Here is an 18,835-nt window from a genome sequence, read left to right on the forward strand (position 1 = left end):
CTTCGTTTAGCGCCGCGGTATTATGAATATGGGGTGACAAGGCTGCGCCCCCGGTGCTAACACCCCCTCAGCCATCCAGTCTTCTGCCAAGAGGGCTGTTTGGTCAGGTTCGATGGCGGGGATTCCACCCTCCCCATCGAACCGCTTAATTCCCCCACATCGACAGCAAAAAGCCCCCGCCCCTTGTGGGAGCGAAGGCTTGAATGCGACAGCGGCGCGAGCGCTACTTGCCTTGGCCCACCGCGTCGAGGGTGGCGTAATCCTCGTCGCTGAGCTGGATCGACGCGGCGGCTACATTATCCTCGAGATGCTTGACCTTGCCGGTGCCCGGAATGGGCAGCATCACCGGCGAGCGCTTCAACAGCCAGGCCAAAGCAATCTGGCTGGCGGAGGCGCCATGCTTTTCAATGATCGCGCGGGTCTGCGGATTGCCCTCAACAAGCTTGCCGCCCGCCAGGGGGTACCAAGGGATAAAGCCGATGCCGTTGGCTTCGCAATATTCCAGTACCTCCTCACTCTGCCGGTTGGCGAAGTTGTAGTGGTTCTGGACTGTCGCGACGTTGAAGTACTGCTGGGCTTCCTTGATCTGCGCCACGCTGACTTCGCTCAAGCCGGCATGCCGGATGATGCCTTCCTGTTGCAGCTTGGCGATCTCGCCGAATTGGTCGGCGCTGGGGACCTTGGCGTCAATGCGGTGCAACTGCCACAGATCGATGACCTCGATCTTCAGGCGGCGCAGGCTCAAAATCGCGCCCTGTCGCAAGAACTCAGGCCGGCCGAGTGGCGGCCAGACATCTGGGCCGGTGCGGGTCAAGCCGCTCTTGGTCGCTACGATCGTACCCTTGTCATAGGGCGCCAGCACCTCTCCGATCAGCTCTTCGCTGATATAGGGTCCGTAGCTTTCGGCCGTATCGATGAAGTTGACGCCGATCTCGGGCAGTCGCCGCAAGGTTGCCTTTGCCTCCTGCGGATCCTCGGGCGGGCCCCAGATCCCCTTGCCGGTGATGCGCATGGCGCCAAAGCCCAAGCGATTGACCTCGAGGTCTCCGCCAATGGCAAAGCTGCCCGATTGGGCTGCGTCGAGTGTAGTCATGTTGTGATCTCCGTTGTCGCTGCGCCGGAATGGCGCCGGAATTCTTGCGGCTGATCGACAACGCAGCGAGGCGTGACCTAGTTCTGTTTTTCGGGCAACTCGGGCAACGGCATGAACTCGATACCCTCTTCATGCAGGCTGATGACTTCCTCGCGCGTCGCCTCGCCATAGATCCCGCGCGGCTCGACTTCCTCGAAGTGAATCTTGCGCGCTTCCTCGGCAAAGTGATCACCCACATAGTCGGCTTCGCTCGTCACCTTTTGCCGGAACTGGCGCAGCATCTCCCTGAAGCGCACCATATCGGGGCGCATGCTCGACACCACGACTTTGTCGCTGCCCGCACGGGACACCGCGGGCGCCATCAGCGCTTTGGAGACTTGGGTGGATCCACAAACGGCGCAGCCGACAATGCCGCGCTCCTGCTGCTCGTCAAAGGCAGCCGCGCTCTTGAACCAGGCCTCAAACTGATGGCCCTGTTCACACTGAAGAGAATACTGGATCAATGCTGGTTCCTGGCCCGCAGAAATGCGGCCCTTTCGTTCAAGGATATAGGTTAGCACCGGCCGCGGGCAATCCGCTGCCGACAACAAAGTCTCGGGCGTTCTGCAGCGCCGGAACGCGCCGGCGCGCGTCCTTGACCTGCTCAAGCGCAATCTCGGCCACTGCAACGCCCGGCTGGTCATGCGCCAGTTCAACGAGGATCTTGCCCCATGGGTCGATAATCATCGAGTGCCCGTAAGTGGCGCGCCCATTCTCGTGCTGCCCGCCTTGCGCGGCGGCAATAACATAGGAGCCCGTTTCAATGGCGCGCGCCCGCAGCAGCACTTCCCAATGGGCTTGCCCTGTTGGCACCGTAAAGGCTGCCGGGACCGCAAGCAGATTGGCTCCGGCATTGGCCAGAGCATTGTAGAGCCGGGGAAAGCGCATATCGTAGCAGATCGAAAAACCGAGCGTAAACTCGCCCAGCGGCGCCGTCACCGCCTGCTCGCCCCCCTTGTAGGTAGCGCTTTCGCGATAAGCATTGAGCCCCACGATATCGGCGTCAAAAAGATGGATCTTGTCGTATTGCGCCACCACCTTGCCATCCGGGCTGAACAGCACTGAGCGATTGGCAAAGCGTCCGTCCTCAAGCGGAATAGGCAGCGAGCCGATATGAACATGAATGGCGTGCTTGCGCGCCAATTCGCCCACGCGCGCCAGTTGCGGGTGGCCCTCATAGGGCGCAGCCACTGAACGCAGTTGATCCCGGCTTTCGGGAAAGATCAGCGTGACTTCCGGTGTCAGTGCATATTGCGCACCGGCCTGAACCGCCTCGGACAGAAGCGGTTCGAGCGCAGCAAGATTGGCATCCGGGTCAAGCCCGGACTGCATCTGAATGGCGGCAATTTTCATGATCACTGGGCCAGCAGAGGATCGAGGCCGCCTTGACGATCGAGCGCGGCCATATCGTCATAGCCGCCCACATGGGTTTCCCCGATAAAGATCTGCGGCACGGTCCGGCGGCCATGCGCCCGCTCGGTCATCTTGGCGCGCAGGTCGGGATCGAGCACCGTGATCTCGGTGAACTCGGCGCCCTTTTCACGCAGCAGCGACTTGGCAGCGTGGCAATACGGGCAGGTCGGGGTGGTATAAATTTCAATCTTGGCCATGGGCTCTGGCTCCTAGAATAGTTTCTGTCACCCTTATATGGGCTCTTCCTCGCCAACAACAACGCGTGCGAAGGTGATCACATCCGCCTGCTCGACCCCGGCGCGCAGCAAGACCCGCGTAACCGCTTTGGTCGTGGCTCCGGTGGTATAAACATCGTCCACCAGCACCACACGGCGTCCCGCGAGCCGGACCGGCAGGTCTGGATGAACGGCAAATGCCCCCTGGACGTTGCGCAGCCGCCCAGTGCTGGATAGGCCCACCTGTTGGCGCGTCGGCTTGATGCGGCTGACAAGGCTGAGATCAGCTACAACGCCGGTGAGCCGCGACAAGTGCAGCGCCAGCTCTGCGGATTGATTATAGCGCCGCTCGCGCTGGCGCCGCCGATGCAGCGGCACCGGCACCAGCACTGCTGGCTTCCCCGCCCAGAGTTCGTGCCCGGCACTGGCCATCAGCCGCGCGCAGAATTTTGCCAACTCCGGCCGGTCACCATATTTAAGGCGCGATACCAGCGTGCGCGCCACCTCGTTATAGACTACCGCTGCACGGGCTCGCTCAAAGGGTGGGGGGTCGGCGAGCGCTTCGGCTGAAACTGCGTCGGCGCCGAGGGAAAACTCAAACGGAATTCCGAGCCGCGGGCAAAGCGGCGCGCTGATCGGGCGCAGTTGGGCAAAGCATCCTGCACAAAGGCCATCGCTGTGCGCCGTTGGCGCCTCGCATCGCAGGCAAACGGGCGGGTAGAGCTGATCCAGCACGGCAAGGCCGAGCCAACGCATGCCGGCAACGGCACCTCGCGCCAGCCATTGGCTTTTGACACTGGGCTCCTGGCTCTCCATATAGGCTAGTAGTGCCCCTTCCCGCTCCGGCTGCAAGACCCTCCATGCAAGCGCCTCCGCAGATTTTTGACCCAGGGCTGATCCGTCTGCATCTGGATCGCCGGAACAGCACCGAACCGGACTTCGTCACCACCTTGGTTCTGGGTGACCTGGAGGATCGCCTGGCGACACTGCTGCGCCCGTTCAGCCGGGCCCTCATCATCGGTCCAGATCCTGACAAGCTCCCGGCGTTCGGGCAAAGCGGGCAAGGCAGTTTTTCCTTCCAGCGCTTGCCTGCTTTCACATCAGCCGGAGAGTTGCCCGAAATAGAGGGGGACAACTACGACCTGATCGTTTCGCTGCTGCATCTGCAGTGCGTCAACGACGTGCCGGGATATCTGGCGCGCCTGCGGGCCAAGCTGGCGCCCGATGGCTTGCTGCTGGCTGCCGCGCTGGGCGGGGAAACCCTGACTGAGTTGCGCGAAGCCTTTTTGTCGGCTGACGCCAGCGTGCAGGGCGGCGCCTCTGCCCGAGTAGCGCCGTTCGTCCAGGTGCGTGATGCCGGAGCATTGTTGCAGCGGGCCGGGCTGGCCTTGCCCGTCGCCGATGTGGAAACCCACATTGTGCGCTACCCCCATGCCTTGGCCCTGATGGCCGAGCTCAAGGGCCTCGGTGCCAGCAACCCCCTTGCCGATCGCTCCCGCCTGCCCGCCACCCGAACCCTTTTGGCTGCAGCGGCCGAAGCTTATGCCAGCCGTGATGCCGACCCGGACGGCCGGATCCGGGCGACGCTTGAAATCATCTGGCTTTCCGGTTGGGCTCCGCACGCGTCCCAGCAACAGCCGCTCAAACCCGGCAGTGCGACCACCAAGCTCCGCGACGTCCTCGCCGGGGGAAAATAGCTGCCTAAACAAAAAAGGGCCAGCGCTGGCGCCGACCCTTTCAACTCCAACGCTGCGGCGGATTACGCGGCAGCTTCCTCGTCGCTCGCGTCGGCCGCGTCGCCTGCATCAGCAGCGTCGGCCTTGGTGCGCTTGGGCGACTTGGCAAGATTCTTTTCGATCAGCTGCACCGCTTCGGTCAGTGTCAGGCGGTTCACGGCACTGATTTCACGGCTCATGCGATCCATGGCCTGTTCAAACAGCTGGCGTTCCGAATAGCTCTGCTCGGGCTGTTCTTCGGAGCGATACAGGTCGCGCACCACTTCGGAAATGGCGATCAGATCACCCGAATTGATCTTCGCTTCATATTCCTGGGCGCGACGCGACCACATGGTGCGCTTGACACGGGCCCGGCCGGTTACGGTATGAAGGGCCTGATTGACCATGTCCTCTTCGGCCAGCTTGCGCATGCCAACGGACTTGATCTTGGCTACGGGAACGCGCAAGGTAAGCTTGTCCTGCTCGAAGCTGATGACGAACAACTCGAGAGTGAGACCAGCAACTTCTTGTTCTTCGATCGACACGATCATGCCGACGCCATGTGCGGGATAAACGACATACTCGCCGGTCTTGAACCCCAGCCGCTGCTGTGACTTCTTGGCTACCATATGGTGGAACTCCTTGTTGACGCCCCAGTGGACAGTTCCCGGCGGGAAGGACCGTCCACATTAACTCTGCTTGCCCGCGGCGCAGGCGCTGCAGCAGTCGAGCTCCACGATCGTTCCGGTCCGCTTTGCCGGAACGCCATGCCTCTAGCGATGTAGCCAGAAGTCGTGCCCGCGGGCACGGTTGAAGATGAGCTCAACTGCAGACAAGCAACACCCTAGCACAAAAATTCGGCAAAATCAAAAAGAACGAATCAGTGCGGCAACTAAGCCGCATTGCTTTGTCGATTACCATGTGGCCGAGGGTTGGGACCGTCAGTCGCCTTCGCCGGGCGCTTCAGAAAAGTACTTCTCGAACTTGCCAGCTTCACCGTCATGCTGCTTGGCATCCGCAGGCGGATCGCGGCGTTCCGAGAGGTTCGGCCAGATTGCAGAGAATTTGGTGTTGATCTCGAGCCAGGCGTCCAAGCCACTTTCAGTGTCCGGCTTGATGGCTTCGGCGGGACATTCCGGCTCGCACACGCCGCAATCAATGCACTCGTCGGGATGGATGACGAGCATGTTCTCGCCCTCGTAGAAGCAGTCAACCGGACACACTTCGACGCAGTCGGTATATTTGCACTTAATGCAGTTGTCAGTGACGATATAGGTCATGGAGGCGGGCTTTTCGGAGCGGACACAAGGGTCAACGGAGATCGCCGGCAGGCGTTGCGCCGGTGCTAAACGCTTTTTCCCTACATCGCAAGGTTGGAGGAGAGCAGCCAATTGCCGCTTCCTGGGTGAGCGCGCAAAGCTGTTCCTTTTATTCGTCGGGGTCCTCGATCAGCCGATGGGTATCGCGACGTTCTTTCTTGGTGGGTCGCCCCGAGCCGGCCACCCGCTCTCCCACCGCCCGCTCGAAGGGCGATAGTGCCTCCCGCGGCAACGGGGGAGGCGACAGGTCTTGGTAAAGCTCTGCAGCTTCGCTGGCCGGTCCCCGCCGCTCACCCACATCAAGAATCTTCCAGATCATGATGCGGCCATGCAGGGTCATGGTCAAAACGTCACCCACGCCCACCCGGTGATCACTGCTCAAGGTGCGCTCGGAATTGACCCGCACGGCGCCCGCCTCGATAGTTTTCTGCGCGAGGGTGCGCGACTTAAGGGCGCGCGCAAAAAACAGGAACTTATCGAGCCGCTCCTTGCGGACGGCTGGCTCGATCGGCCCCGCCAAGCGCTAGTCCTTCTTGTTGCGCAACGCCGCCAGCGCTGCGAACGGGCTGTCGGGGTCGAAGGCAACTTCGCGCTTTTCGCGCACGGGCTTGTCAACGCGTGGCGCATCGCTGCGCGGCTTGTCGAAGCGCCTGCCTTCGGGTTTTGGCTTGAGATGCTGGGCCTTGGACAAGTCCTGCACTTCGCCCGCTGGACGACGCTTGGACAAATCCTGGACTTCCCCTTCGGGGCGGCGTCGGGACGGTTGACGCTGACGATCCTGACGTGGCCGGCTCTCCGCTTCCCCACCTTCGGCACCACCGCGACGGCCACCTTGCTGGCGGCGGTTGTCGGGGCGCTTGCCGCCGGGGAACCAGACTTCATCCCATTCAGGCTCGGCAGGAGCGGCATTTTCGGTGTTTGCAGCTTCAGCGATGGGGGCGGCAATTTCGTCGCCCACCGGTGCCGTGGCCTCGATGATGGTGGTATCAGGAATGTCGAGCGCCAGGGGCTCGGGCACGAGCTCAACGGCAGGTTCGGACGACTCGCCGCTAGGTTCCACTTCGCTGGGATTGTCGGCGAGTGTCTGCTCGAGGGCCGGCGCTTCCGCGCTGGCCTCGGCTGGCGTTGCGCTTTCCGTAGCCGCTGCTTCTGGAGCCGCGACCGGCTTGAGCGTCCGGCGCAGGCGATAACCAAGCGACTGCAGGATCGAGGCAAAGTCCTCGCCCGAACAGCCCAGCAGCGAGGTCATTTCGACGGTCACGCGGAAGCCATTGCCTTCCGCCGCGCCGACAGGAACTTCACCCTGGTAATGGCCGGGGTCGATCGCGATCAGCGGGCGGATGATGTCGGCAAGCCGCTCGAGGATGTCGATACGAACGGCGCGCTTGCCCGCGACCTTGAAACCCGCCACCTCGTACAGGCGCGTATCGACTTCCGGGTCCACCAGAAAGGAGGTGCGACCCGACAGCACGATATGCGGGATGTCCGAAACGCCCGGCTGCCTGACGCCGCCATGCTTGAGCGCATAAAGGATCAGCGCCAGCTCCCGTGGAGCAGGCTTGAGCGAAAGCGGCAGGTAAAGGTGATAAGCACCAAACTTGATGCCCAGCTTGCGCAGCTTGCCGCGGACGTCCTGATCAAGCCCCTTGACCTCGTCGCTTACGGCGGAGCGGGGCAGGATGCCGAGATTTTCGAACAGCTGGAAGGCAATGCCGCGGGCGGCGCCTTCAAGATCAGGGGGCGCTTCAAGCGCCATTACGCCTTCAAGCACGGTATTGATGTGGTGACGCAGCCAAAGGTTGAGCCGATCCTGCACACGCTCAAGATCGGGGCCGGTCAGTGTTTCATCGGCCAGCAGCAGGATACGCGGCCGCAGCAGGCTGTCGCCTTCAAGTAATTCGGCGACTAGATCGCCCTTCCAGCGCAGCCGGCCATCCGTGGCCAGCACGATTTCCTCGTTTGGCGCGCCCGCAAGCCGATCGGCACGATTGCGAATTTCGGGCGCCACGGCGTGATCCGCCGCGGCGCGCAGGCCCTTGGCGTCAACATCCCCGTCATTGCGCGCCAGGGTAAAGCGGAAGCCTTCCAGGGTGCCGATCAGGTGGCCTTCAAGGCGCACTTCGCCTCGGTCATTGATCTCGGGAGATACCATGCGTTTGTCTTTCAGATGGCGGAGCAGCACGCTAGTGCGGCGGTCGACGAACCGCTGGGTCAGACGCTCATGGAGAGCGTCGCTCAGCCGATCCTCGATATCACGGGTCTTTTCGCGCCAATGAGCCGGGTCTGCAAGCCAGTTTTTGCGGTTCGCGACAAAGGTCCAGGTCCGGATCTGCTTGATGCGGTTGGAAAGCGTGTCGATATCGCCGCTGGCATTGTCGCAAAACCGGACCTGTTCGGCCAGCCAATCGGCGTTGACGGCGCCGCGGCGCATCAGGTCCGAATAGATCCGCGTGACGATTTCCCCATGCGCCGCCGGAGAAATCCCTTGGTAATCCGGGATTTGGCAGCACTCCCACAGCAGCCGGGCCCCATCGAGCCCTCGCGCCAGCTGCCCCGCCTCGTTGCGCGCGACGAACTCAAGCGCATGCTGGTCGGTGGCTACCGGTACCCGGGTAAGGCTGCGGTGCTCGGGCGCCATTTCGAGGCTATCCCGGAGCGCGGCGATCGATGAGAAATCCAGCCGATTGTTGCGCCATTGCAGCACTTTGATGGGGTCGAAGTCGTGCGTTTCGAGCGCAACGATCATTTCTTCCTCAAATGGCTCGGTGCCGCCGGTGACGCCGAAGGTGCCATTGCGGGCGTGGCGACCGGCCCGGCCGGCGATCTGACCGAGCTCGGCGGCGGTCAGCGGGCGGCTCTGGTGACCATCGAATTTGGTGTCGTCGGCAAAGGCAACATGGTGGATATCGAGATTGAGCCCCATGCCGATGGCGTCGGTGGCGACCAGGAAATCCACATCGCCATTCTGGTACATGTCGACCTGGGCGTTGCGGGTGCGCGGGGACAGCGCACCCATCACCACCGCGGCGCCACCGCGCTCGCGCCGGATCAATTCGGCGATGGCGTAAACCTGTCGGGCCGAGAAGGCGACAATGGCGGAGCGCGTCGGTTGGCGCGAGATCTTCTTGGAGCCGGCATAGGTCAGCTGGGAAAAGCGTGGGCGGTCGATGATCTCGGCATTGGGCAAGAGCTTGCGGATCACTGGCGCCATGGTGGCGGCACCCAGCAGCAGCGTTTCGTGGGTGCCCCGGGCATTGAGGATGCGATCGGTGAACACATGACCGCGGTCGAAGTCCATCGCTGTCTGGATTTCGTCGATGGCGACGCAATCCACGCGGATATCGGTGGGCATCGCCTCGACGGTGCAAACCCAGAAGCGTGGCTTGGCCGGAACGATGCGCTCCTCGCCGGTCACCAGCGCCACGGCCTGCACGCCGACGCGCTCAACGACACGCGTATACACCTCCCGCGCGAGCAAGCGCAGGGGCAGGCCGATCATCCCGGTGGGATGGGCCAGCATGCGTTCGATGGCGAAATAGGTCTTGCCCGTATTGGTGGGGCCGAGAATCGCTTTGAGCGAGGAGGAGGATGAAAAGCTCATTGCCCTGCTATGTAGGGTCTCGCATCGGCGGTTGCGAGGGGTGGGCGCGTGTCCCAATCGGGGACAGGATCGGGCGCGGTTCTAGCCTAGTTTTCGGCTTTCGAACAGTGCGGGAACGAACGGGGCCCGAATCGGCGCGAACGGGGGAATGCGGGTTTGTTCCACACCAGAGCTGGTGGGGATAACTTATCGGGACCCACAAGTGAGATCGGCGGCGGCGCCCAAGTTGCCACAAAGCGTACACAAAGATGAACGGATTATGAACGCGTCCTGAACCGGGGCGGAAGTGACCCGCTCGTTAAGCTCGGCGGGACTAAGAAACTTATCCCCGTAACCATTGGACAGGCGCATTCTGGGCCGTGTGAAAGCCGGCGTTAAGCCTTGGCGCCATTGACTGTCCCAGATTGGGACGGCGTGGGGCAAGGTGCCTGGGGAGATGGAATGTTGGAGAACAATGGCGGGTGGAAAATCGGCGCTGTCCCGATCTGGGACGTTTCGGCGGGGTTTGGACTGGCGGCGCAAGGTGTGAACCATAGCGTGAACGAACAGGGGGAGAATCGCAGCAAAGGCGCGAATCCCGGTTTGTTCACCCCAAGCTATAGACGCTCGGGGCTGGCGGGACACAAGAGTGCGTCGGCACCGGCGAAAAGGATGCTGAATGCCTCAAAAGCGGTTCACCAGTGCTGCTGAGGGGTTAACGGGCTGCAGGAATTGGGGAGTCTTGCGCGATCGTTGCTGCATTTTTTCGCGGAGCGGTGGTGATGTTTACCATTGCGCCCAGGTGGGACGGGCCGGCGGGGAGCAGCTGTTAAGGAAAAAACCGTTGACCGTGCCAGGGCGGGACTGGGCGGCAGGGTGACATGGGCAAGGCTTGGCGAGGGTTCCACCACCTCCCCCCGGTCTAGGATCTCGTGGATGAACCCGGGCTCAAGGCCGGGGTTTACAATCTGGGGTGTGGGAGTGCTGATGGCTTGCCAGGGGCAGCTATACGAGCGGGAGGGGACTAGGGACTGGACCGTACAGGGTGTGAGTGGTGGGGCTGCAGGGGTGAGAGGCGCGGCTTACGCGACTAGCCGGTGCACTTGCCCCCTAGTCCGCCTCCCCAGACGGTGTCGCTCCCGCTTTTGAGCCGGGATCCAGCTTGAGGTGGTGGTTTTGTGCACGGTTGCTGTGGCCGCAATCCACGATCTAGCGGCGCAGTGAGGCATTTCGGGATGGGCCCCGGCTCGAGGCCGGGGTGACAGTGGGGGGCGGAAGGGTTGGTGCACCCATGCCACCGCCAAATGCTGGCCCGCCCGCGTCAGTGGCAGCGGTGCCGTTGCCTTGGCTTAGAAGCGCATGCCGGTGAGGACCATGGAGAGATCGCCCATATTGGTGCCGAGCAGCACGCGATAAGGGATGAAATAGCCGGTGGCGCCGAGGGGAGCGTACCAGATGACGATGCGGCCGTTCTCGGCGAGGTAATTGGTGATCTCGGACGTAGTGAAATGGCCCGAGATGGGAATATAGCGCACGCTGCAGAGCACGACCGGCCCTTGATAGCCGGTACGCGGGGAGGTTGCTTCGTCGGTGCCAGCCGGGGTCATCGCAATATCGAAGCGCTCGACGCCCGTGAAGATGCCGGTACGTCGCTGGCACAGGCTTTTGTCGAGTGTGCCGCCCTTGATCACAAAGGCGGAGAGAAAATCGCCCACACCGCCGAGATGGCTGCGCTCGATCGGGATACGGTCATAGTTGTCGACAATGGCCGGGTTGACCTTGAACGCGGCGACAGCGCCCCGCGCAAAGGAGACATCGACATTGAACAGCTCGCCATTGGCCCGGGTTTCAAGGGCGAACTTGTCCGAGCTCAATTGCGGGCTTGTCGAGCGGCCGGCTGAACTGGCTGTGGCGGTGCCGCTGGCAACGAGCGAGCCCAGGCCGGCGACATTGGCCTTGAGATCAAGGCTGTAGCGGGCACCATCATCGAGCAGGTCGACATCCATCGCGGCGATATTGATGCCTCCCAGCGTCAGCACATAGCTGGCGCGGGCATCCACGGACTGCGACTGCGCCAGGGCGGGCATAGAAAGGACAGCAGACAGGCCAGCAACAACAAGGCCACGAGTGAAGCGAGACAGAAACACGCTGATTAACTCTCCAAGCAGGCATTGCGCCAGCAGCGCAGCGAATCAACACAGGAGTGCAAACTGCCGTGCCCGGGGATGAGGTGCAAGGCGCTCGCGCCGGGTTGAGCCGCGCTTGCCTTGACGCCGGGGGCCCTTTTCTCTAAAGAACCCGCAGATTTCCCGACAATCGAGGCCCGTTGCGGACTGTTCCGCCACGCAGGACCTTTACACAAACAGGATATATCAAATGGCACGTCGCTGTGAACTGACCGGCAAGGGCGTAATGACCGGAAACAATGTTTCCCACGCCCTTAACCGTACCCGCCGCCGCTTTCTCCCCAATCTGCTCAATGTGACGTTGCTGTCCGAAGCACTGGGTCGCCCGGTCAAGCTGCGCATCTGCGCTGCAGCCCTGCGCACCGTCGAGCACCGCGGTGGGCTGGATGCATTCCTGCTCAAGCAGGCCGATGCCGATCTGTCGCCGCTGGCGCTGGGCATCAAGAAGGAAATTCGCGCGAGCCTCGCGGCCGCCTGAGCTTTCGAGCCGAACTGAATTTTTGAACCGCGTCGGGTAAACCCCGGCGCGGTTTTTTGTTGTTTTTGACTTTTGTTCTGCCGGGTGCCTTGCAGCCGTGAGGTTGGGCCGGAGTGACCAAGTGCGCGATGCGCACCTCCCCCTTGACGGGGGAGGATGGGTGGAGGTGCGAGAGGCACCGTACCGGGGCCAACCGCCCCCCTCCCTTGATCCCTCCCCGCGAGGGGGAGGGTGTTGACTGCGAGATCGGTGTTCTCCGCAATTAGTGTTTGGCGCTAGATTTCGCCGCTGGGCCTCCCTCCCCCTTGAGGGGAGGGCTGGGGTGGGGGTCGGTCGGTGCTTGAACCGCATCACCCCCTCCCTTGGTCCCTCCCCTCAAGGGGGAGGGAAGGCCTGACTACGCACGCCAGTTTTAATCGTAGCGATCGAAACGGGCACAAACTGGCCAGGCGCGGGATGCAGCGCCTCCCGCTCGACGGGGGAGGATAGGTGGGGGTGTGGAAGCCGCCTTGCCCGGGCCAGCCGCCCCCCTCCCTTGATCCCTCCCCGCGAGGGGGGAGGGTGTCGACTGCGATGGCCGGTGCAAATCAAGCTCGACTGTTTTTCGGGGTGGCACCGCGGGCTCGGAGGAGGTAGACAGCGCCCTGCCCCGGTCTGTTGCCGGTCAGCGGTTTTTTGAGGTGCATTCCATGCGTGCTCGTTTCTTGGCGGCTGTGGCCGCCATGGTGGCGGTTGTCGCCGCGTCCAATATCCTTGTGCAATATCCCGTCGGGTTCGAGATCGGCTCGGTCAATCTGGGCGATATCCTGACCTGGGGTGCCTTCACCTATCCAGTGGCATTCCTGGTCACCGACCTCACCAACCGCGCCTTTGGCCCGGCGAGGGCGCGGGTTGCGGTGGTCGCCGGCTTTGCAGTGGCGGTGATCCTCTCGATCTATCTTGCCACGCCACGCATCGCCATTGCTTCGGGCACGGCGTTCCTGCTGGCACAGTTTCTCGACATTTCCATCTTCGATCGCCTGCGCAATGGCGCCTGGTGGCAGGCGCCCATCTTCTCCTCGTTGGTGAGCTCGGCACTCGACACGATGATCTTTTTCACCCTGGCGATGAGCCCGGCCTTTGCCGTGCTCGACACGATGTTTGGCCGCGAAGACGGCTCGCTGGGCTTCGGGGCACCGCTGCTCGGCGTCGGGACCGAAGTGCCGCTCTGGGTGTCGCTGGGCCTCGGGGACTTTTTGGTCAAGCTCATCCTCGCGCTGCTGCTGCTCGCGCCCTACAAGACGCTGCGCGGTTGGCTGGCCGGGCGGAGCACGGCGCTGGCTTAAGATACGCACCCGCCGACGAGCAGGGCACCAAGACATCCTCCCCACAGCTGTCATCCCGGCCTTGAGCCGGGATCCATCCTGAGGTGGCGGGCACGGGCAGCTGGCGGCGTGGGGAGAAATCTCGAGATGGGCCCCGGCTCAAGGCCGGGGTGACACCGGGGGTGGGGTGGCGTTGGTGCCCATTTGGGCGAATGGCCGGGCGAAGCTCCGCCTATTCGGGCACGCCGAATTCCAAGAGCAGGGTGCGCTGCCAGTCGTTGAAATTGTTGTCCGAGCCGATGAGGATGCGGGTTTCCCCGTCTGGGGCAGTGTGGACAGCAAGGGCTTCCATGTTGTCGATGGTGCCGCCGCTGGCTTCGAGGATCAGCTCACCCTGCATGACGCTGCCCGGGCGCACCAGTTCGGCCGGGATGCGGCGCAGGCCCATGGTGAAGGCGATAAAGGCAATCCCGCGCTCGAGCACCAGAAGGTCGCCATTAGGCAGAAAGGCACAATCGGTGGGCACGCGGCCGGGGGTGGGGACCAGCGAAAGCGAACCCTTGTCGGTTTGCCCCAAAAGCTCGGCGCGGTGATTGCCCGCCTCATCCATGATGGCTTCGGTGATGAGGAGCGTCGAGCCGGCCACGGGTGACGATGTGGGCGCGATGCACACCGATTCCAGCGTTTCATTGGACCGATTATCGCTGAGCCACTGGGGAATGGTGACTTCCCGCGCCGGCCCGTCGGGGACGCCATCGGTGAGGGCGAAATCGGCGACGCGGGTCAGGTGTTCAAAACTGACGCGCACCGCCACGGGCGCGCCGTCGCGATGCACGGTTTCGACCGATTCCGCATCCCGGGCATATTGGCGGGGCAGCGGCGCGCCGCTGGAATTTTGCATCGGCGCAACCTGCACACCGAGCAGGCCGAGCAGGCGATTGTGGTCGTCATAGGCGAGCTGGCCCGACACGAACTGGCCGCGATCAGACACAAACACCACATGCTGATCGGGGCTGGTGAAGGTGACGCCAGACAGGCCGCCGAAATCGTCGTGCTGGCTAACAAGGGCAATGCCGCCCCGCCAGATCAGCTTGCCGGCAGGCTGGTCGAGTGCGGAATTGCCGAACTGGGCGATCTGCACCGCCCCCACCGTGGTGGATTCCCCAGCCTGGCCCGGTGAGCAGGCCAGCAGCAGCAAGCCAAGCAGCAGTGCCAGGCCTACCCTCAACCCCGGCCCCGGCGGCGGGTTTGGGTGGGCAGTTCCTCGTCAAACAGCGCCGCAAGCTCATCGGTGAGCGCGCCGGCTAGTTCCTCGGCATCGAGCAGGGTGACGGCCCGGCGATAATAGCGCGTCACGTCATGGCCGATGCCCACGGCAACGAGCTGGATGGGCGAGCGCGTTTCGATGTCCTCGATCACCTGGCGCAAATGGGCTTCGAGGTAATTGCCGGCGTTGACCGACTGGGTCGAGTCATCAACCGGCGCGCCATCGGAAATGACCATGAGGATGCGGCGGGCTTCCGGGCGGGCCATCAGGCGCTTGCGGGCCCATTCGAGCGCCTCGCCATCGATATTTTCTTTGAGCAGCCCCTCGCGCATCATCAGCCCGAGATTGCGCCGGGCATGGCGCCAGGGCTCGTCGGCGGCCTTGTAGATGATGTGCCGGATATCGTTGACGCGGCCGGGATTGGCGGGGCGACCAGCTTCGAGCCAGGCTTCACGCGACTTGCCGCCCTTCCAGGCGCGGGTGGTGAACCCCAGGATCTCGACCTTGACGCCGCAGCGCTCGAGCGTGCGCGCGAGAATGTCGCCGCAGATAGCGGCGATGGTGATCGGCCGGCCGCGCATGGAGCCGGAATTATCGATGAGGAGGGTGACCACCGTGTCGCGGAAATCGGTGTCGTTCTCGACCTTGAAGCTCAGCGCCTGCATGGGATCGGTGACGACGCGGGTGAGGCGGGCGGTATCGAGCACGCCTTCCTCAAGGTCGAACTGCCAGGAGCGATTCTGCTTGGCCATGAGGCGGCGCTGCAGCTTGTTGGCGAGGCGCGCGACGGCACCGGCGAGGTTTTCGAGCTGCTTGTCCAGAAGGGCACGCAGTTGGTCGAGCTCGTCGGGCGGGCAGAGTTCGGCCGCCTTGACGATCTCGTCATATTTGGTGGTGAAGACCTTGTAGTTGAACTGATTGGTCAGCTGGGTGCCGGCGTCCTTGCCGGGGGGCGGCATGGGGGCGTCCTCGCCGGCCTGGGCGGCAGCGTCCTCGTCGACGTCGGCCATATCCGATTCAAGGCCCTCAACATCGCCGGTTTCTTCCGATTCCCCGGCAGCCTCTTCCTGCTGGCTGTCGGTCTGCTCGTTTTCGCCTTCGCCCTGTTCGGGCGATTCATCGGAACCCTGGGCCTGGTCGGGCTGGCCCTCGTCTTCGCCGCTCTCGTCGGCGTCGCTGGGGTCTTCCACTTCGCTTTCGGGCACGAGATTGAGGTCGCGCAGCAGCGCCTTGGCGGCCTTGCCGAACTCGTTCTGGTCCTCAAAGCGGGTGAGGAGCGTCGCGAGCGAGGTGCCCGCCTTGCTTTCGATCTCGCTGCGCCACAGATCGACCAGCGCATGGCCCGAGGGCGGCACGGGCACGCCGGCGAGCTTTTCGCGCAGCAAGAGGCCCAGGGCCTCGGCAATGGGGGCATCGTCGCGGGCGGTGACTTCGGCGAAATTGGCGCGGAACAGGCGATCCTCGAGCATTTCCCCGATATTGCCGACCATGCCGGGCATGCGCACGCAGCCCAGCGCCTCGACGCGCGCCTGCTCGAGCGCATCAAAGGCGGCGCGGGCCTGCGGGTCCATGGGGGAGCGCTTGCGGTGCGCTTCGGGATCGTGGCTCGCGAGCCGCATCGCCATGGCATCGCCCTGCCCGCGGGCAATGGCAATGTCGCGCCGGGTCGGCAGGCGGGGCAGATTGGCGAGACGCGCCTTGTCGGCCGTCAGCAGCGGGCGGTCGGCGGTGAAGGTGACCTCAAGATCGCTCTTCCCCCCGATGGCGCGCACGGTGGCGCCCATGGCCGTCTTGAACGCCAGGGTTTGATCGGGCTTGTTGGCTTTGCTGCGGGGCGATTGTGCCATGCTGGTTGCTCGTGGGTTACGGCTGGCGCGGTCGTGTTTGCCACCAAGGTCTGGATTCGGCGCCCTTCCCTAGCCGGCGGGAGGGTGGGGGTGGTTCGGCGATCACCGATGGACCCCCACCCCCGGCCCCTCCCCTCAAGGGGGAGGGGAGCAATCACGGACCCGACGGCAGCCGTCCGGCAGAAAAATCAGGCCGTGACGGCCAGGTTCGCGGAGCTTTCGGGCAGGTCTTCGCCAAACACGCGCTGGTAGAACTCGGCGACCACGGGGCGTTCGAGCTCGTCGCATTTATTGAGGAAGGTGAGGCGGAAGGCAAAGCCGACATCGCCGCCGAAGATCTGGGTGTTTTCGGCCCAGGTGATGACGGTACGCGGGCTCATCACCGTGGACAGATCGCCATTGATGAAGGCCTGGCGCGTGAGGTCAGCGAGGCGCACCATGTTGGACACGAGCTTTTTGCCGCGATCGTTTTCGGCATAGGTTTTGTTCTTGGCCAGAACAATGCCAACTTCCTTGTCATGGGGCAGATAGTTGAGCGTCGTCACAAGGCTCCAGCGGTCCATCTGGCCCTGATTGATCTGCTGGGTGCCGTGGTAAAGGCCCGAAGTGTCGCCCAGACCAATGGTGTTGGTGGTCGCAAACAGCCGGAATGCCGGATGGGGCACGATCACGCGGTTCTGATCGAGCAGGGTGAGGCGACCCGCGACTTCGAGCACGCGCTGGATCACGAACATCACGTCGGGGCGGCCCGCGTCATATTCGTCGAATACGAGAGCGACATTGTTCTGCACCGCCCAGGGGAGGATGCCGTCGCGGAACTCGGTGATCTGCTTGCCGTCCTTGAGCACGATCGCGTCCTTGCCGACGAGATCGATACGCGAAACGTGGCTATCGAGGTTGACGCGCACCAGCGGCCAGTTGAGGCGGGCCGCGACCTGCTCGATATGGGTGGATTTGCCGGTGCCGTGATAGCCCTGCACCATGACGCGGCGATTAAAGGCAAAGCCAGCCAGGATCGCGAGCGTGGTGTTGCGATCAAACAGGTAATCGGGATCAACCGGTGGCACATGCTCGGTGCGCTGGGCGTAACCGGGCACGGTCAGGTCGGTGTCGATGCCGAAAAGATCCCGGGCCTGGTATTGGGTGTCCGGCAGGTTGGTGAATTCACTCATGGCGGGCTCTTGGGCAGATGGAACGGCAAAGGAAGGATGCGGCGGCTCTATAGCAGCATTGTGCCCGAGGCGGTAGCCCGAGCCATGGCGAACTACTTGGCGACGAACCCCGATTTCTTGAGATGGGAATAGGCCGCGATAATGGTGCGCAGCCGCTCTTCGGAGGACTTGTCGCCACCATTGGCATCGGGATGGTGGATCTTGACCAGGGTCTTGTAGGCCCGCTTGATTTCTTCGGATTTGGGCGGACCGATGATCCCCAGGGTTTCAAGGGCGCGCTTGTCGAGCTCATTGGTGGGCTTGACGCGTTCGGCCGCCGGGGTCTGGGCCTGGCGGTGGCGATAACGGGCAAAAACCCCGAACGGGTCGCCATATTTGTCGCCGGGGCGGATACCGGCCGCGCTGGCAGCGCGCGATCCGCGCACACCGGGCTGGCCGGTGGCAAAGCTCGAGCGGCTTTCCGCCTTGGGCGGGGTATGGAGCGCTTCTTCCAGCGCGTCCTTTTCCATGCCGGCAAAAAAGTTGAAGGCCGTGTTGTAGTGACGGACATGCTGCAGGCAGAAATGGTGGTACTGCCCTTCAGCACCATGGCCCTTGGGGGCCTTGTGGGTGCCGGGTTCCTCGCAGCCTTCCCAATCGCAGAGCTGGGCCACGGGTTCGGGCTTGGCTTCGCGACGCGGCCGGATGCGGATGGGGTCGAAGAGCTTGGATTGCGATTTCATTGCGCCTAGTTACTTTGCTTCAAACCAATGGAAACCTCAGCCCGATGTCCTTTAAAGACACCATAACAGCCAAGCTTACCGACCGCTTTTCACCCGAATTCCTCGAAGTGATCGACGAATCCAACAAGCATCGCGGTCATGCCGGTTGGCTGGAGGGGGGTGAAACCCATTTTCGTGTCAGAATCGCGACCCGGCAGTTTGACGGGAAGCCTCGCGTGGCGCAACACCGCGCCGTTATGGAAGCGCTGGATGCCGAGCTCAAGAGCCGGGTCCATGCGCTGGCCATCGAAGTGCTGCCCAGTGATGGAAATCACAAGGGCTAGCATTGTAGCGGGAGGACCCTCCATATGGAAAGGGTTCTTGCGTTTTGAAAGAGCGCTTTGGGGCAAAAGCGCAGCTTTTAGCTTGGAAGTCCCCTCCCCGTCCCTCCCCACAAGGGGAGGGTGAGGGCCAGTGCGCTTGGCACCGGAACGCCCAGCGTTCCG

Annotated in this window: 18 protein-coding genes; 4 read left to right on the top strand and 14 right to left on the bottom strand. The window is 63.0% G+C overall.

Going from position 1 to position 18,835, the window contains the following annotated elements; all coding sequences use genetic code 11:
• Positions 1 to 223: 223 nt before the first annotated feature.
• The 5 genes from HRU92_RS12400 to HRU92_RS12420 form a co-directional block, all read right to left on the bottom strand.
• The gene (locus tag HRU92_RS12400) at positions 224 to 1,093 is read right to left on the bottom strand and encodes an aldo/keto reductase (RefSeq protein ID WP_172125703.1); all 870 of its coding nucleotides are present in this window, start codon (positions 1,091 to 1,093) and stop codon (positions 224 to 226) included.
• 77 nt (positions 1,094 to 1,170) lie between these two features.
• Positions 1,171 to 1,596, bottom strand: coding sequence for a DUF1178 family protein (locus HRU92_RS12405; RefSeq protein ID WP_172125701.1), 426 nt, complete (start codon positions 1,594 to 1,596; stop codon positions 1,171 to 1,173).
• A 37-nt stretch (positions 1,597 to 1,633) separates the two neighbouring features.
• Positions 1,634 to 2,485, bottom strand: a complete 852-nt coding sequence (locus HRU92_RS12410; RefSeq protein ID WP_172125699.1) for a carbon-nitrogen hydrolase family protein — start codon at positions 2,483 to 2,485, stop codon at positions 1,634 to 1,636.
• Between the two features lie 2 nt (positions 2,486 to 2,487).
• Positions 2,488 to 2,742, bottom strand: a complete 255-nt coding sequence (grxC, locus tag HRU92_RS12415; RefSeq protein WP_127754576.1) for a glutaredoxin 3 — start codon at positions 2,740 to 2,742, stop codon at positions 2,488 to 2,490.
• Between the two features lie 33 nt (positions 2,743 to 2,775).
• A complete protein-coding gene (locus tag HRU92_RS12420; protein ID WP_248307135.1) occupies positions 2,776 to 3,612 on the bottom strand; it encodes a ComF family protein in 837 nt (278 codons plus the stop codon).
• Between the two features lie 8 nt (positions 3,613 to 3,620).
• On the opposite strand from HRU92_RS12420, the gene HRU92_RS12425 reads away from it, so the two are divergent.
• Positions 3,621 to 4,457, top strand: a complete 837-nt coding sequence (locus HRU92_RS12425) for an SAM-dependent methyltransferase (RefSeq protein ID WP_172125697.1) — start codon at positions 3,621 to 3,623, stop codon at positions 4,455 to 4,457.
• Positions 4,458 to 4,519: 62 nt separating this feature from the next.
• Here the strand turns inward: HRU92_RS12425 and HRU92_RS12430 are convergent, their stop codons facing one another.
• From HRU92_RS12430 to HRU92_RS12450, 5 genes are all read right to left on the bottom strand, one after another.
• Positions 4,520 to 5,104, bottom strand: coding sequence for a CarD family transcriptional regulator (locus tag HRU92_RS12430; protein WP_127754578.1), 585 nt, complete (start codon positions 5,102 to 5,104; stop codon positions 4,520 to 4,522).
• A gap of 312 nt (positions 5,105 to 5,416) precedes the next feature.
• Positions 5,417 to 5,755 (bottom strand): ferredoxin FdxA, encoded by a 339-nt coding sequence (gene fdxA, locus HRU92_RS12435; RefSeq protein ID WP_172125747.1) that lies wholly within the window; start codon positions 5,753 to 5,755, stop codon positions 5,417 to 5,419.
• Positions 5,756 to 5,903: 148 nt separating this feature from the next.
• Complete coding sequence (locus HRU92_RS12440; protein ID WP_210258719.1) at positions 5,904 to 6,314, bottom strand: RNA-binding S4 domain-containing protein; 411 nt, start codon at positions 6,312 to 6,314, stop codon at positions 5,904 to 5,906.
• 3 nt (positions 6,315 to 6,317) lie between these two features.
• Positions 6,318 to 9,395, bottom strand: a complete 3,078-nt coding sequence (locus tag HRU92_RS12445; RefSeq protein ID WP_173088262.1) for a helicase-related protein — start codon at positions 9,393 to 9,395, stop codon at positions 6,318 to 6,320.
• A 1,328-nt stretch (positions 9,396 to 10,723) separates the two neighbouring features.
• Complete coding sequence (locus tag HRU92_RS12450) at positions 10,724 to 11,521, bottom strand: DUF3108 domain-containing protein (RefSeq protein WP_127754580.1); 798 nt, start codon at positions 11,519 to 11,521, stop codon at positions 10,724 to 10,726.
• A 229-nt stretch (positions 11,522 to 11,750) separates the two neighbouring features.
• Here HRU92_RS12450 and rpmB point away from each other — a divergent pair, with 229 nt between their 5' ends.
• Both rpmB and HRU92_RS12460 read left to right on the top strand, forming a co-directional pair.
• A complete protein-coding gene (gene rpmB, locus HRU92_RS12455) occupies positions 11,751 to 12,038 on the top strand; it encodes a 50S ribosomal protein L28 (RefSeq protein WP_127754581.1) in 288 nt (95 codons plus the stop codon).
• Positions 12,039 to 12,727: 689 nt separating this feature from the next.
• Positions 12,728 to 13,363 (top strand): VUT family protein, encoded by a 636-nt coding sequence (locus HRU92_RS12460; RefSeq protein ID WP_127754582.1) that lies wholly within the window; start codon positions 12,728 to 12,730, stop codon positions 13,361 to 13,363.
• Between the two features lie 211 nt (positions 13,364 to 13,574).
• Here the strand turns inward: HRU92_RS12460 and HRU92_RS12465 are convergent, their stop codons facing one another.
• The 4 genes from HRU92_RS12465 to HRU92_RS12480 form a co-directional block, all read right to left on the bottom strand.
• A complete protein-coding gene (locus tag HRU92_RS12465) occupies positions 13,575 to 14,570 on the bottom strand; it encodes an esterase-like activity of phytase family protein (protein WP_173088264.1) in 996 nt (331 codons plus the stop codon).
• The gene (gene cobT, locus HRU92_RS12470) at positions 14,567 to 16,456 is read right to left on the bottom strand and encodes a cobaltochelatase subunit CobT (protein WP_127754584.1); all 1,890 of its coding nucleotides are present in this window, start codon (positions 16,454 to 16,456) and stop codon (positions 14,567 to 14,569) included. The genes HRU92_RS12465 and cobT overlap by 4 nt, the downstream gene beginning before the upstream one ends.
• Before the next feature lie 188 nt (positions 16,457 to 16,644).
• Positions 16,645 to 17,628, bottom strand: a complete 984-nt coding sequence (cobS, locus tag HRU92_RS12475; protein ID WP_127754585.1) for a cobaltochelatase subunit CobS — start codon at positions 17,626 to 17,628, stop codon at positions 16,645 to 16,647.
• A 92-nt stretch (positions 17,629 to 17,720) separates the two neighbouring features.
• Positions 17,721 to 18,350, bottom strand: coding sequence for a DnaJ domain-containing protein (locus HRU92_RS12480; RefSeq protein ID WP_127754586.1), 630 nt, complete (start codon positions 18,348 to 18,350; stop codon positions 17,721 to 17,723).
• A gap of 44 nt (positions 18,351 to 18,394) precedes the next feature.
• Between HRU92_RS12480 and HRU92_RS12485 the strand changes: the two genes are divergently transcribed.
• On the top strand, positions 18,395 to 18,673 hold the full coding sequence (locus tag HRU92_RS12485; protein WP_127755353.1) for a BolA family protein: 279 nt from the start codon (positions 18,395 to 18,397) through the stop codon (positions 18,671 to 18,673).
• Positions 18,674 to 18,835 lie beyond the last annotated feature (162 nt).

The sequence above is a fragment of the Devosia sp. 1635 genome (genome assembly GCF_013185955.1).
GTDB lineage: Bacteria > Pseudomonadota > Alphaproteobacteria > Rhizobiales > Devosiaceae > Devosia.